Origin of the sequence: Methanobrevibacter sp. (assembly GCF_045646205.1) — an archaeon.
Classification (GTDB): Archaea; Methanobacteriota; Methanobacteria; order Methanobacteriales; family Methanobacteriaceae; genus Methanocatella.
Genome location: NZ_JAZRKF010000064.1, coordinates 153,313 through 166,470, shown reverse-complemented (window position 1 = coordinate 166,470; position 13,158 = coordinate 153,313). Strand labels below are relative to the sequence as shown.

The following is a 13,158-nucleotide window of genomic DNA, read 5'->3' as shown; positions in this document are numbered from 1 at the left end:
TTTATTCTTCAAAGCAGATTTACTTTTTTTAAACAATTTTTACTACTTTTAAAATTTTTTTTAAATAACTATTTTTTAATTAACTTTTTTTAAAAAATCATTTTTTATTCTATTTTTTTATTAACTTCTTTTTTTTCCATTTTTTATCTATTTTTTAAACTATTTTTATTAAAAAATAAAAAAATTATAAATATTAATAAAGTAAAAATATACTAATATTATATTAAATTTACAAAAAGTAAAATAAAATTTATAAAAAATTGAAGGGAAATTATTAATGGGCAATTACTGAGGACAAATACTAATTGACACTAATTAATTTACTGACTAATAAACAATTATAGTAAGAGGTGAAAATATGGATAATCCAAACATTGATAATCCTACTCCAAAAAAAGAAGAATATGTTATAATTTTAGATTATCTTAAATTTGGGTACGTAAATCCGGAAAGACCAAATGCTCATGGCAAACCTATTGCACAAGCTATTGGAGTAGACAAATTCACATTAATCGAAGTTACACCTAAAGAAGGTATTGATTTAGATATTCATGACAAAGTCTATATAGGATCTGGAAAAAGGGATAAAGTAAATAGAGTGAAAGGATTATTAGACTTTGAAAACTTAACTGCAACCAGTAGAATCGAATTGGAATATGCAATAAAAGAAATCATATCCGAAAAGGAAGACATCTATATAAAATTCTTCAATGAAATCGATTCTCTCAATATCAAAATGCATAAATTAGAGCTAATCCCAGGTATCGGTAAAAAGCACACTCAAATGATTTTGGAAGAGCGTGAAAAGGAACCTTTCAAAAACTTTGAAGACTTGAAGGAAAGAGTTCCTCTTCTTGGAGACCCTGTGGATATGCTTGCAAAAAGAGTTAGGCTAGAACTTGATACCACTACAGTAAAAAGAGGTAAAAGCAAATATTATATGTTTACCCAAGTTCCTTCCAGACACCCTGCCAACAAAAGAAAGAAATACAGCAAAGGCAGAGGCAAAGGTAGAAACAATAGGGGAAGAGGAAGAAGACCTAACAATAAAGGTAAGAAACCTCAAAACAAGCCTAAAACTGAAAGCAAAGAATAATCTTGAGTAAAACTCTTAAATAGAGTTAAACTCATTTCTCTTTTTTTATTTTTATTTTTTAATATTATTTCAACAAGACAAACTACTATTTTAAGGCTCGAAAGGTGATTGATTGACTGAAAAAATATCCTTGGCTAAAGAAACCAAACAGATCTTAAATGAAAATGGGATTATATTGAATAAGAATTTAGGTCAAAATTACCTTATAGATGATTTCAAAAGAAAGAAAATCATCGAATATGCAAAGCTTACAAAAGAGGACACAGTCCTTGAAATTGGCCCTGGAATAGGTACACTTACAATTGAACTTGCCAAAAAGGCAAAAAAAGTAATAGCCATCGAACAGGACACAACTATTTTTAATATACTGCAGAAACGTTTGGAAAATGAAGGTATAGACAATGTGGAACTCATCAACGGCGATGCAGTGAAGGTGGATTTTCCAGAGTTCAACAAGATTGTATCAAATCTTCCATATCAAATATCTTCACCGATCAGCTTCAAATTCCTAGAATCTAACTTTGACCTTGCAGTCCTAATGTATCAAAAGGAATTTGCAGACAGGATGAACGGAAAGGTAGGAACAAAACAATATTCAAGACTTTCTGCCATGCTATACTTCAAAGCAGATGTCAAGTTCCTAACAAAGGTCTCTCCAGAATCATTCATACCATCTCCAAAGGTAGATTCATCTGTTGTCCAATTAAAGCCAAAAGACATCAAATCCATAAAAATCGATGATGAAGAATTTGAAATAGATGATGAGACATACAAAGTATATTCAAAAGTCGTTAAGGCATTGTTCCAGCACAGAAATAAAAAATCAAAAAATGCACTTATTGATTCAAGACACATAATTGGCTTTAAAGACAAGAAAGAATTGAAAGGCATACTTAACAACTTAGAGGATGAAAATCCTAAAGTGAAAGAACTGCTTCTAGAGAGAACAATCAACCTATCTCCAGAAAGCATTATGGAACTGTCAATCTTATTGAAAGATCATCTTAAATAAAGCATAATTAAATTGAAATATTATATTACTGAGGATTATTATGAAAATGGGAAAATTTGAAATAGAAACAGATGAAATGGTTTACATTCCTTCAGATGACACTTTTCTATTGGCTGAAAACCTTGAAATCAAAGAAGGGCAAAGTGTTCTTGAAATAGGAACTGGATCAGGTCTTGTTTCTATGTATGCAAGTTTACTCACAGATGACGTTACAGCAACTGACATCAACTACAATGCTCTTGAACTTGCTGAAAAAAACTTCAAGCTCAACAATATTGACACCATAAGGCTTGAGTTCGGCGACCTCTTTGAACCCGTGAAAAATGAAAAGTTTGATGTAATTTTATTTAATACTCCATATCTTCCTACCGATTCTGATGATATTATTGATGGTGATTTAAATTATGCGTTTGACGGTGGATTAAATGGAAGGAAAGTTATTGATCTTTTTTTAAATGAAGTGAAAAATCATTTAAATGATGGTGGAATTGTGCAGCTGATACAGTCTTCACTTTCAGACAATGATGAAACATTAAACCGATTGGATGACCTTGGTTTTATAGCGGAAATTGCAAAAAAAGAGCACTATTTCTTTGAAGATATAGTATTGATAAACGGATATTTAATATAATTAAAAAAGGAGAATAATTAGAATTCTCCATCAAAAACAAGTTTAGCAGGACCTTTCATGAATGCGCCTAACTCGCCATCTTCCTCATAGATTTCGAAGTTCAGGTCTCCGCCAGGCAAATGAAGAAGAATTTCATCATCAAATAATCCTAATTTATAACCGGAAATGGCAGTTGAAGTTGCACCGGTACCGCATGCAAGAGTAACGCCGGCACCACGTTCCCAGGTAATCATTTTTCCTTCATTTCTGCTTATGACTTCAACAAAGTGCACATTGATTTTTTCAGGAAAAACCTCATGTGCTTCAATGGCCGGACCGTATTTATTAATGTCAACCGCATCAACGTCGTCAACGAAAATGATTGCATGAGGATTGCCGACACTTATTGCCGTGACATTGAATTTGGTGTCCAATACTTCAAGCTCACCGTCAACAAATTCGTCCTCATCACTGGTCATTGGAATTTCAGGAGTTTTAAATGTTGATGTACCCATATTTACTTTAAATAAAACAGGTTCATCATTTTCTAAAGTTATTTCTATGGTTTTAATCCCGGCTCTTGTCTCAACAGTCATTTTTTCCTGTTTTAAAATGCCTTTCCTGTAGACAAAATCACCAAAGCATCTTATACCGTTACCACACATTTCAGCTTCGCTTCCATCAGGATTGAACATTCTGTATCCTATATCTGCAATGTCGGACGGTTCTACAAAGAGCACTCCGTCTCCGCCTACACCGAAGTTTCTGTGGCATAATATTCTGCATGCTTCCGGTTTATCAGCTTCAGGAATTACTTCCCCTTTGGATTCATCGATAATGGGAAAGTCATTACCTATACCATGCATTTTTGAAAATTTTAATCCTTTTAAATCAAGCATAACTATCACTTATTTTAAATGATCAGGAATAATCTGATGGGCGTATAAATCTTCAAAGGTCTGTCTTTCACGGACAACCTGACATTCACCGTCAGTTACCAATATTTCTGAAGATAAAGGTCTTGAATTGTAGTTTGAAGACATTGTAAATCCATATGCTCCTGCATTCAATATTCCCAATACGTCTCCTTCTTCAACATCAGGCATCGGTCTGTCACGTGCAAAAAGATCTCCTGATTCACATACATTACCTGCAATGTCAACTTCCTGAGTATTAGGAGCGTCCATTCTGCTTGCATCGACAATGTGGTGATATGAATCATACATAGCCGGTCTTAAGAGTGTGTGGAAACCGCCGTCTACACCGATGAATTTTCTGTAGCTTTGTTTTACACTGTTAACAGTAACCAATAAGACACATGCATCAGCAACCAAAAATCTACCTGGTTCAAGATACATTGTAGGTGAGCCCATGTCATACTCTTCTAATTTTTCTTTAAATAAACCAATGTTGACTTCTGCAAATTTATCCAAATCAACAACATTTTCTTCAGGAGTGTAAGGAACACCGACACCTCCACCAAAATCAACAAATTCAAAGTCAATTCCAGTATCTTCGTGAACTTTACCTGCAATGTCCATGGTTGATTCAACAGCCAATTTGAATGGTTCCGGGTCTAAAATTCCTGAACCGATGTGGGAGTGCATACCGATTGGATTGAATCCTAAGTCTATTGCCTGTTGATAAACATCACTAGCTTCATTGTCCATAATACCGAATTTACTCATTACTCCACCAGTGATACAGTGGTCATGGTGTCCTGCACCGACCATAGGGTTTACCCTGAATGAAATTTTCAATCCTTCAGGATCAACTACTTTAGCCAATCTTTTAAGTGCTGAAACGGAATCAATGTTTAGGACTGCACCTTCATCATGGACGAATTTCAATTCATCGTTAGTAATGTTATTACCTGTAAATAGGATTCTTTGACCGTCAAATCCTAATTTTTTAGCGGTGTATACTTCACCAGGAGAAACTGCATCAATACAGCATCCTTCACTTTCCAATATTTTCATTACAGCCAAATTGGTGTTAGCTTTACATGCATAAAATACTTTGAAATCAGGATAGTATTTGGAGAATGCACCATAAAATTTATTATAATTTTCTCTTATCCTGTTTTCATCAATAACATAAGTTGGAGTTCCGAATTCTTCTGCAATATCTACTGCATCAGCGCCTCCAATATCCAAGTGGTTTTTATCGTTGACTTTAATATTTAAATCCATAATATAAACTCCTAAAAAAGTTTCATTATAATTATAGTTATATATAGAATTATATTTAAAAGTAGTGAAGGAAATTGAATTGCCAACAAATAATTAAAAGTTAAAATACAATTAATTAATAGGTGAGATGATGGAAAAGCCATACGGACTGACAATGAGAAGTGTTGTGAAAAACAGTGAAGGAAAGATTTTAGTTTTAAGAAGACATCCAAAATCAAAAACAAACCCCCACAAATGGGAATTGCCCGGTGGAAAAATAGAAAAAGGCGAATTCTTTGATGAAGCGTTAATTCGTGAAGTTAAAGAGGAAACCGCATTGGACGTGAAAGTTGGAGACTTCTGTGAAGCGGTACAGGACGACTATCCCCACAAAAGAACCGTTCAGCTAATAATGTATTCAAAAGACATCACAGGCGAAGTAAAAATAAGCGATGAGCATGACGACAGGATGTGGGCCAGTGTTGATGAAATTAAAGCATTGGATATAACTTCATCACTTGAAAAAATAATTGAAAAAAGAAAAGAAAGACTTTAGAGTGTTTCATCTAAAGCTTTAACAAATTGATCTATTTCTTCTTTTTTAATAATTAATGGTGGAACTAACCTTAAGACTTTATCTGCAGTACAGTTGATTAAAAATCCTTTTTCGCGGAGTTTATCAACGTATTCTGCTCCAGGTTCAGTCAATTCTATACCAACCATCAATCCGCAGCCTCTTACTTCCTTGATAATGTCATGATTTTCTTTTATTTTGTCCAATTCATCTTTTAGGTATTGACCCATTTCTTTTGAATTGGCCAATAAATCATCATCTATGATAGCATCCAAAGTTGCATTGGCTGCTGCACAGACTAATGGTCCTCCACCGAATGTGGTTCCATGATCACCAGGTACAAATGCTCCGGCCACTTCTTCTGTTGCAAGGATTCCTCCCATTGGGACTCCCCCTCCGATTCCTTTAGCCATTGTCATTATGTCAGGTTTTACATCAAAGAGTTCATGAGCAAATAAAGTTCCGCATCTGCCGAATCCAGTCTGCACTTCATCCATAATGAAAACAATGTTGTTTTCCTTACAGATTTTGGAAATCTCTTTAAGGTAGTCCATATCCGGGATGTTGACTCCGCCTTCACCCTGAACAGGTTCAACAATAATGGCTGCAGTGTTTTCTGTAATTGCATCCTTAATTGCATCAATATCATTATAAGGTACGTTAATGAAACCTTTTGGTAAAATTGCTTTGAATGGTTCATGATAATGTTCATGACCGGTTGCTGCAAGTGTCATTATTGTTCTTCCATGGAAAGATTCGACAGTGGATATTACTTCACTTTTTCCGGTGTATTTTACAGCAAGCTTAATGGCACCCTCATTTGCTTCAGCACCGCTGTTTGCATAAAATATTCTGTCGAAGTTAGTTAATTCGATTAATTTCTTAGCATAGATTAATGCAGGTTCGTTATAGTAAATGCTTGAAATGTGAATGAGCTTTTCAGCTTGTTCCTGAATAGCTTTTACAAGTTTTGGATGATTGTGGCCTAAAGCATTAACTGCAATACCTGCAAACATGTCAATGTATTCATTGCCATCCTTATCCCATACTTTGACCCCTTCACCATAATCAAGCACGATTGGTTGTCTTGTGAATGTGTTAATAAAATAATTATCTTCAATTTCTATAAGTTCTTTTGTATTCATGATAAAAACTCCATAAACTATTTATCAAATAATAATTATATTAATAGTGATATTTATATATTTAATAAAAGGTGATTAAATGAAAGTCGCAACTATTGAAACTGATAAAGGAAATATCGAATTGGAATTATTCCCAAACGAAGCTCCAGGTACTGTAGCTAACTTTGAAAAATTGGCTAACAGCGGATTTTACGACGGATTAACTTTCCACAGAGTTATCCCTGACTTTGTAATTCAAGGTGGATGTCCTGTTGGAAACGGAACCGGTGGACCTGGTTACACCATCAAATGTGAAACTGAAGGAAACCCACACAAACATGGAACCGGTGCTTTATCAATGGCACACGCAGGTAAAGATACCGGTGGAAGCCAATTCTTTATTACCCACTCACCACAACCTCACTTAGATGGAGTGCACACAGTATTCGGTCAAGTTATTAAAGGCCAGGACGTGGTTAATGCAATCCAGCAAGGAGACAAAATGAATAAAGTTTATGTTGAAGAAAGATAGTTACCTTAACTATCTTTTACTCGTTTTTTAATTATTTGCCATACTTCCAAAACAAATCTTTTTAAAAAATATTTATATAACAATAGTTATATAATAATTATAAACACTGATAAGAGGAATGATTATGGAATTCATTAGGGAAAGTGAAGTTATTCAATGGAAGAACGGAGAATATGAAACAATTATCGAAAATAGCGTAGATGACGAATATACTTATCTGTTCATTGATTATTTGCCTCCGCGAAAATTCACAACATACCCAAAGGATTTAGAAGATTTTGCCATAGGTTACTGTTTGGGTGAAGGATTAATAAAAGATTATTCAGACATTGAATCAATAAAATGCGACGGAACAAATATTTTGGTTACCACAACTCTTAACCATGACCCGGAAGAGGATTTGGAACAGGAAGGGATAGTTCAAGAGCGAAAAGGCAACTGTGAACATGCCTGTGTTTGCAGATTGCTTGAATATCAGGGCGTTAACTCAGATAATGCTGGAGGCATAAGATCTGAACTCAAAAGCATTGAAAAGAATACCTCTGATTTAAAAATTAATGCAACCCAAATCATTAAGGATATCAAACATTTGACAGATGAAGCTAAAATATGGCAAAAAACAGCAGGAGTACATGTTGCACAATTGAAATACGAAGATAAAATCATCATCCGTGAAGATGTAAGCCGTCATGTTGCAGTTGATAAGGTGATTGGAGCAGCATCAAAAGAGGGATATGACTTTTCCAAATGTTACATTTCATATAGTGGAAGAATGCCTGCAGACATGCTGATAAAAGTAATAAGGGTTGGAATTCCAATAATTATTTCAAATGCTGCACCGGCATCATCAGGTATTGATGTTGCAAATGCAGGAAACATTACAATGATCGGTTTTGTTCGAGACAATAGATTTACGGTTTACACGTCCCCTGAACGTGTAAACTTAGAAAAATAGAAGGTTTAAAGTTCATCTAATGAAAATGAACTTAAATCCAATAAATCAAATGTTAAAATTTTTGGAGCTGCAGTAACCTTTCCAACACCCGTAATAACTTTAAAGGCTTCAAAAGCTTCCAAACAGCCAATTAAATTTGGAGTAGGACCTATAACCGGTGGAACTCCAGATGTTACATTTTTTAAATCATCGATTACATCATCCGTTAACTCCTTACCTACTGAAGGTAGATTGAACATTTTTTCGTAAGTCGCATCCCCATCAGGTAAAAAAACGGATATTTGACCCATAGTCCCATGAATTGCACCGTGAATATAAGGAATTCCTTTATTTTTAGCTTCCCTTGAAACAATTACACGGGTCAGTACATTATCCAATGCGTCAATCACGATATCCGAATCTCCAATGACTTTTGAGATATTATTCTGATCAACGTGTTCATTGAAAGTTGTAACCTTAACGTAAGGGTTGATTAATCTGACCTTTTCTTTAGCCACATCACTTTTTACAAGACCCAAATCAGAAATGGCTGCCAATGTCTGTCTGTTTAAATTTGATAAGTCAAAGGCATCCTTATCGACTAAAACAAGTTCTCCAATACCCATTCTAGCCAGCATTTCAATAGTTTCGCCACCGATTCCGCCACAACCGATGACTGTAATTTTAGCATCCTTAAACCTTTGCTGTTCGCTTCTTGTAACAACACTCATTTGTCTGGATATTATTTCCCAATATCCATCACCTATATACCTTGTTGGCAAATTTTCACCTCTTAAAACATTATTCACGAAATTAATATGTCAATTTTATTTTTTTAATCTAAAATAATGGAAAAAATCCAGAACCCCTTCAAAATTTAACTATATAACAATAGTTATTTTTTCCATAAAATAAGTGTATAGTTTATTGTATAAATAGTTTTTTTGAAAAAATATTTAAAGTAAAAAATATAATATAACAATTGTTAACTATAATATTTAAAGGTGAATAAATGAGTTTTAATCTAGAATTTAAAGATATAAATGAAAAAAGAGAATTAGCACAGGAAAATTACACCATAAATGACTTATTAAGAGAATTAGGCTTATCATCACAGACAGTTGTAGCAAAACAAAATGGAGAACTTGCAATAGAAGAAACTGTAATAAATGACGGTGATGAAATTAAATTGATCCAAATTATCTATGGGGGCTAGAATCATTGGATTTAATGCCCACAAATGAAGCAAAAACAGATGCAATACATAACACCACACAAATCAGACATGTCATCTGACAGCTGCTGATTAACAGTGGATAATACTGCTCAATGATAGGAACATCACCCATAACAAAAGCAAATACCAAGGTTAATATCCCCATACTCATTGCCTGGCCAACGGTACGCATTGTTGCAACAGCAGCTGAAGCAACCGAAGTGTCTTTTGGAGGAACCGAACTCATTATGACATTTGTATTCGGAGGGGAGAACAAACCAAACCCTACACCATAAATTACCATCGAAACGATTAAAAATTCAAGAGGCGTTTCGCTTCCTAAAAATGAGAATAAAAAGAGTGAAATTGTACCTAAAGCCATACCGATAGCTGCCAGAATTTGTGGAACAAACTTGTCAGAGAGTCTTCCTGCAATTGGGGCAAGCACTACCTGACACAATGGTGCAACAAGCAGGATCATACCTGCTGACTGTGAATCAAATCCTTTGATATACTGCAGATGATAGTTTAGAATTGTTGTTACTGCAAAAGTTGCCAGATAAGCACATAGTGAAGCGAAATTGGATGATAAAAACTTACGGTTTTTGAAAAATCTTACATCAAATGAAGGATGAGACTGTTTAAGCTCTATAACTCCAAATACAATGAGAATTATTATTCCCAAAATGGTCAATACCACTCCGGATAATGTATTGAGTATTGTAAAGCCATACATGAAAAGTACCATTCCAATCCCATAGGCAAAATACCCTTTTATGTCTAAAGGAACGTTTTCAAAGGTTATCCATTCATCATCGATTTTTGTTAAAAGCAGTGCCAATATTACAAACAAGAACGGAACTCCGAATAAAACTACAGATTTCCATCCCAGATTGTAATTCAAGATTCCTCCAAGAACCGGAGATAATGACAATCCTATATAAACTCCCGTGATATTGATTCCCAATGCCTTTCCTCTCTCTTCAGGAGCGAATGCAGATACTACCATCGCCATGGACGTTACATTAATAAATGACAGGGATATTCCCAGAATGAAACGGCATGCTAAAAATTGCCAGGAAGACGTTACCATTACAGTAACAATGGAAATAATTATAAACAGAATTATACTCAATATTGTAACTTTTTTAAGGCCGAATTTACCTGAAATCTGACCTGCGGGAATGGATAATACCGCAACAACAAGTAAAAAGATAATTATTATCCAGTTTTGAACAATATTGCTCATATGAAATTCACTGGCTATTGATGGAACGACAACCATGACTGCATTGACTGCAAAAACCGTGAAAAATGACAATACCGTACAGATTAAAAGGATTAAATTTTTCTTTTCCATTGAATTAATTTATATAACAGAAATTATTTTAATTTTTCCATCATGCCGGATTTTCTGGCATAATGAAACATGTATAGCTGAACGTAACCTGCATAGTCACCGAACTCTTCCATTCCGAATTCACGAACCTTTTCAACCTTAATATCCTTTCCGTCAAAGTACAAATGAGAAACAATACGTTTAATCCACACGTCACTTGGAAATGCCTCCCTAAATCCAAAACCGTATAATAAAATGCAGTCTGCAACCTTAGGTCCGACACCGGGAACTTTTAAAATCGTTTCAAATGCTTCGTCATAAGACATTTTTGAGATTTCCGAAAGGTCCATTTCAAGTGAAAAAATTTCACTTGCCTTGCGCATATATGGTGCTCTGTAACCAACACCACAAGCTTTCAAGTTATTATCTTTACAAACCCCGGATTTTAAAAGTTCTTCTTCGCCATCTAAAAAAATATTATTAAAAGAATCAGTATCAGGAAAAGAATAATAATTATTGAAATTTCGACCCCATTTGACTTTCATATCGCTTACGGACTTTGTCCACCTTTTAATTGAATTATTGGCAGAGCAAATTGATGATATAATGCATTCAAAAGGGTCTTTAGCATAGAATAATCTTAAACCATTGCAGAATTTAGACATGTCCTTTAACTCATCAAATTCACTTAGATATCGATAAAATTTCTCCAAATCAAAGTCCAAATCATAGATTTTTTTGACTTTTTCAAGAGCCTGATTTTCACTTATATTTCCAGTGTAACTAAAATCAATATAATAACCGTTCTGGCGAACATTAAAAATAGAAGGTTCATCTTCAACAAAAACCAAATCACTGTAAGAATCGTTAACGTTAATCCATGGAGGCTGTGAGGTTTGACCGGAAATCTGAGTCAGTTCCAAATCAATCGGAGCTTTAATTATCATAATCTGACAGCCACATTATTTTCTTTTAAGTATTCTTTAACTTCACCGATTGAATACTGATTGAAATGGAAAATACTTGCTGCAAGAGCTGCACTGACATCAGTCTTTTCAAAAACATCCAAAATATCTTTAGGCTCTCCAACACCGCCACTGGCAATGACCGGAATATCAACAGCGTCATTAATGGCCTTATTAAGTTCAATGTCATAACCTGCCTGGGTTCCATCCCCATCCATACTGGTTAAAAGAATCTCACCTGCACCACGATCCTGGCATTCACAGGCCCAAGCTATTGCATCCATACCTGTAAACTCACGTCCGCCGTAAATACTGCAGTCAAACCAGCAGTATCCTTTGTCAGTTTCAATGACTATTTTATCCTTAGCGTCATCAGGATGGTCGACATATCGCCTTTTGGCGTCAATCCCAATGACTACAGCCTGTGAACCGACGACTTTGGATGCTTCAGTTAATAAAGCAGGGTTTTTAATAGCTGCAGTGTTAGTTGAGCATTTGTCTGCTCCTGCCTTTAGCATTTTGATATAATCGTCAACTTTTCTTATTCCTCCACCGACACAAATTGGCATGAATACGTTTTCAGTCAGTCTGTCAATTACATCAGCCATTGTAGCACGTCTTTCATGTGATGCAGTAATATCTAATACAACTACTTCGTCAGCACCTTCCTCATAATAGCGGGTTGCAAGTTCTACAGGATTACCTGCATATTTAATCTCTTTAAATTCAACGCCTTTTACAACACGTCCTTCAGGAACCTGCAAGTCACAGTCGAGACAAGGAATAATTCTTTTAGTTAACATAAATATCAAATATAAAAAAAGTAGTTATTGTTTTTAAAAAACAATAATATTAAGCTGAATATCTTAAAACAAAACAGAATATTGCTAAAATGATAGTTAAAACAACAACATGCTCAGGAGAAAGTTTTGGTCCAACACTTTCTTCATCAAAGTACCTTACCAAACCAGCACCGGTTTGAGGCATACTAATCTTATTATCTTTTTTTGCCATAATATCTCCTTCAATTAATTAATTAAAATAACTGTAAATAAATATTTTTTTCATAGTATATAATATTATTGAAAATCAGAAGGGTTTTATGAAAAAATTAGATTTTTTCTTTTTTAAGGACCTTAATTTCACTGATTTTAGTGTCCGGATACTGACCATCCTCATCTTTTTCAACAGCCTTAACCATGTCCCAAATAGTTAAAAGACCAACACTGACACCGGTAATAGCTTCCATTTCAACACCGGTTTTGCCTAAAGTGTTAACAGCACATGTGCAGGTAATTACAGTAGGTTCGACATCAAAATCCACTTCAATGCCCGTTAAATTTAGAGGATGACATAACGGAATAATTGATGAGGTGTTTTTAACGGCCTGAATAGCTGCAATCTGAGCGGTCGTTAATACATTACCCTTCTTAATTTCTTCAGCCTGAATCATTTTAACCGTATTTTCATCTAAAAATATCTGACCTGAAGCCACTGCCCTTCTTTTTTGATCAGGTTTTGCACCAACTTCAACCATATGTACTCCACTGTCTGTTAAATGTGTAAATTCATCACCCATATTATC

The 13,158-nt window shown here is 34.6% G+C and carries 16 protein-coding genes; 7 read left to right on the top strand and 9 right to left on the bottom strand.

Annotated elements, in window-relative coordinates:
* Positions 1 to 358 precede the first annotated feature (358 nt).
* From ACKI44_RS11845 to ACKI44_RS11835, 3 genes are all read left to right on the top strand, one after another.
* A complete protein-coding gene (locus ACKI44_RS11845) occupies positions 359 to 1,096 on the top strand; it encodes a DUF655 domain-containing protein (protein ID WP_407424653.1) in 738 nt (245 codons plus the stop codon).
* A gap of 112 nt (positions 1,097 to 1,208) precedes the next feature.
* On the top strand, positions 1,209 to 2,108 hold the full coding sequence (rsmA, locus tag ACKI44_RS11840) for a 16S rRNA (adenine(1518)-N(6)/adenine(1519)-N(6))-dimethyltransferase RsmA (protein WP_407424651.1): 900 nt from the start codon (positions 1,209 to 1,211) through the stop codon (positions 2,106 to 2,108).
* 46 nt (positions 2,109 to 2,154) lie between these two features.
* Positions 2,155 to 2,739: a HemK2/MTQ2 family protein methyltransferase gene (locus ACKI44_RS11835; RefSeq protein ID WP_407424656.1), complete on the top strand. Its 585-nt coding sequence runs from the start codon at positions 2,155 to 2,157 to the stop codon at positions 2,737 to 2,739.
* A 17-nt stretch (positions 2,740 to 2,756) separates the two neighbouring features.
* On the opposite strand, the gene dapF is transcribed toward ACKI44_RS11835, so the two are convergent.
* On the bottom strand, positions 2,757 to 3,617 hold the full coding sequence (gene dapF, locus ACKI44_RS11830) for a diaminopimelate epimerase (protein ID WP_407424649.1): 861 nt from the start codon (positions 3,615 to 3,617) through the stop codon (positions 2,757 to 2,759).
* A gap of 9 nt (positions 3,618 to 3,626) precedes the next feature.
* A complete protein-coding gene (lysA, locus tag ACKI44_RS11825) occupies positions 3,627 to 4,910 on the bottom strand; it encodes a diaminopimelate decarboxylase (protein WP_407424647.1) in 1,284 nt (427 codons plus the stop codon).
* Between the two features lie 130 nt (positions 4,911 to 5,040).
* Here lysA and ACKI44_RS11820 point away from each other — a divergent pair, with 130 nt between their 5' ends.
* Positions 5,041 to 5,445: an NUDIX hydrolase gene (locus ACKI44_RS11820; RefSeq protein WP_407424645.1), complete on the top strand. Its 405-nt coding sequence runs from the start codon at positions 5,041 to 5,043 to the stop codon at positions 5,443 to 5,445.
* Here ACKI44_RS11820 and ACKI44_RS11815 read toward each other — a convergent pair.
* Positions 5,442 to 6,608, bottom strand: coding sequence for an acetylornithine transaminase (locus ACKI44_RS11815; protein ID WP_407424643.1), 1,167 nt, complete (start codon positions 6,606 to 6,608; stop codon positions 5,442 to 5,444). The genes ACKI44_RS11820 and ACKI44_RS11815 overlap by 4 nt on opposite strands.
* A 79-nt stretch (positions 6,609 to 6,687) precedes the next feature.
* On the opposite strand from ACKI44_RS11815, the gene ACKI44_RS11810 reads away from it, so the two are divergent.
* Together ACKI44_RS11810 and fdhD are read left to right on the top strand one after the other, a co-directional pair.
* Positions 6,688 to 7,119 carry a peptidylprolyl isomerase gene (locus ACKI44_RS11810; RefSeq protein WP_303737889.1) on the top strand — a complete coding sequence of 144 codons (432 nt, stop codon included), beginning with the start codon at positions 6,688 to 6,690 and terminating at the stop codon, positions 7,117 to 7,119.
* A 124-nt stretch (positions 7,120 to 7,243) separates the two neighbouring features.
* A complete protein-coding gene (gene fdhD, locus ACKI44_RS11805; RefSeq protein ID WP_407424641.1) occupies positions 7,244 to 8,074 on the top strand; it encodes a formate dehydrogenase accessory sulfurtransferase FdhD in 831 nt (276 codons plus the stop codon).
* Between the two features lie 5 nt (positions 8,075 to 8,079).
* Here fdhD and ACKI44_RS11800 read toward each other — a convergent pair whose 3' ends face one another.
* Positions 8,080 to 8,835 (bottom strand): HesA/MoeB/ThiF family protein, encoded by a 756-nt coding sequence (locus ACKI44_RS11800; protein WP_407424639.1) that lies wholly within the window; start codon positions 8,833 to 8,835, stop codon positions 8,080 to 8,082.
* A gap of 230 nt (positions 8,836 to 9,065) precedes the next feature.
* On the opposite strand from ACKI44_RS11800, the gene ACKI44_RS11795 reads away from it, so the two are divergent.
* A complete protein-coding gene (locus ACKI44_RS11795) occupies positions 9,066 to 9,269 on the top strand; it encodes a MoaD/ThiS family protein (RefSeq protein ID WP_407424637.1) in 204 nt (67 codons plus the stop codon).
* Here ACKI44_RS11795 and ACKI44_RS11790 read toward each other — a convergent pair.
* The 5 genes from ACKI44_RS11790 to moaC form a co-directional block, all read right to left on the bottom strand.
* Positions 9,253 to 10,629 (bottom strand): MFS transporter, encoded by a 1,377-nt coding sequence (locus tag ACKI44_RS11790; protein ID WP_407424635.1) that lies wholly within the window; start codon positions 10,627 to 10,629, stop codon positions 9,253 to 9,255. The two genes, ACKI44_RS11795 and ACKI44_RS11790, sit on opposite strands and share 17 nt — an antisense overlap.
* A gap of 23 nt (positions 10,630 to 10,652) precedes the next feature.
* A complete protein-coding gene (locus ACKI44_RS11785; RefSeq protein WP_407424633.1) occupies positions 10,653 to 11,555 on the bottom strand; it encodes a DNA glycosylase in 903 nt (300 codons plus the stop codon).
* Positions 11,552 to 12,376: an imidazole glycerol phosphate synthase subunit HisF gene (gene hisF / locus ACKI44_RS11780; RefSeq protein ID WP_407424631.1), complete on the bottom strand. Its 825-nt coding sequence runs from the start codon at positions 12,374 to 12,376 to the stop codon at positions 11,552 to 11,554. The genes ACKI44_RS11785 and hisF overlap by 4 nt, the downstream gene beginning before the upstream one ends.
* 49 nt (positions 12,377 to 12,425) lie before the next feature.
* Positions 12,426 to 12,587, bottom strand: a complete 162-nt coding sequence (locus ACKI44_RS11775) for a preprotein translocase subunit Sec61beta (protein ID WP_407424629.1) — start codon at positions 12,585 to 12,587, stop codon at positions 12,426 to 12,428.
* 97 nt (positions 12,588 to 12,684) lie between these two features.
* Positions 12,685 to 13,152, bottom strand: a complete 468-nt coding sequence (gene moaC / locus ACKI44_RS11770) for a cyclic pyranopterin monophosphate synthase MoaC (protein WP_407424627.1) — start codon at positions 13,150 to 13,152, stop codon at positions 12,685 to 12,687.
* Positions 13,153 to 13,158: the final 6 nt, after the last annotated feature.

What these genes read in the sequence shown, in the direction of transcription:
- ACKI44_RS11775 (WP_407424629.1), bottom strand. Translation starts at nt 12,587, where the DNA reads ATGGCAAAAAAAGATAATAAGATTAGTATGCCTCAAACCGGTGCTGGT.
- ACKI44_RS11815 (WP_407424643.1), bottom strand. Translation starts at nt 6,608, where the DNA reads ATGAATACAAAAGAACTTATAGAAATTGAAGATAATTATTTTATTAAC.
- moaC (WP_407424627.1), bottom strand. Translation starts at nt 13,152, where the DNA reads ATGGGTGATGAATTTACACATTTAACAGACAGTGGAGTACATATGGTT.
- ACKI44_RS11810 (WP_303737889.1), top strand. Translation starts at nt 6,688, where the DNA reads ATGAAAGTCGCAACTATTGAAACTGATAAAGGAAATATCGAATTGGAA.
- ACKI44_RS11820 (WP_407424645.1), top strand. Translation starts at nt 5,041, where the DNA reads ATGGAAAAGCCATACGGACTGACAATGAGAAGTGTTGTGAAAAACAGT.
- ACKI44_RS11785 (WP_407424633.1), bottom strand. Translation starts at nt 11,555, where the DNA reads ATGATAATTAAAGCTCCGATTGATTTGGAACTGACTCAGATTTCCGGT.
- dapF (WP_407424649.1), bottom strand. Translation starts at nt 3,617, where the DNA reads ATGCTTGATTTAAAAGGATTAAAATTTTCAAAAATGCATGGTATAGGT.
- ACKI44_RS11845 (WP_407424653.1), top strand. Translation starts at nt 359, where the DNA reads ATGGATAATCCAAACATTGATAATCCTACTCCAAAAAAAGAAGAATAT.
- ACKI44_RS11790 (WP_407424635.1), bottom strand. Translation starts at nt 10,629, where the DNA reads ATGGAAAAGAAAAATTTAATCCTTTTAATCTGTACGGTATTGTCATTT.
- hisF (WP_407424631.1), bottom strand. Translation starts at nt 12,376, where the DNA reads ATGTTAACTAAAAGAATTATTCCTTGTCTCGACTGTGACTTGCAGGTT.
- ACKI44_RS11795 (WP_407424637.1), top strand. Translation starts at nt 9,066, where the DNA reads ATGAGTTTTAATCTAGAATTTAAAGATATAAATGAAAAAAGAGAATTA.
- lysA (WP_407424647.1), bottom strand. Translation starts at nt 4,910, where the DNA reads ATGGATTTAAATATTAAAGTCAACGATAAAAACCACTTGGATATTGGA.
- fdhD (WP_407424641.1), top strand. Translation starts at nt 7,244, where the DNA reads ATGGAATTCATTAGGGAAAGTGAAGTTATTCAATGGAAGAACGGAGAA.
- ACKI44_RS11835 (WP_407424656.1), top strand. Translation starts at nt 2,155, where the DNA reads ATGGGAAAATTTGAAATAGAAACAGATGAAATGGTTTACATTCCTTCA.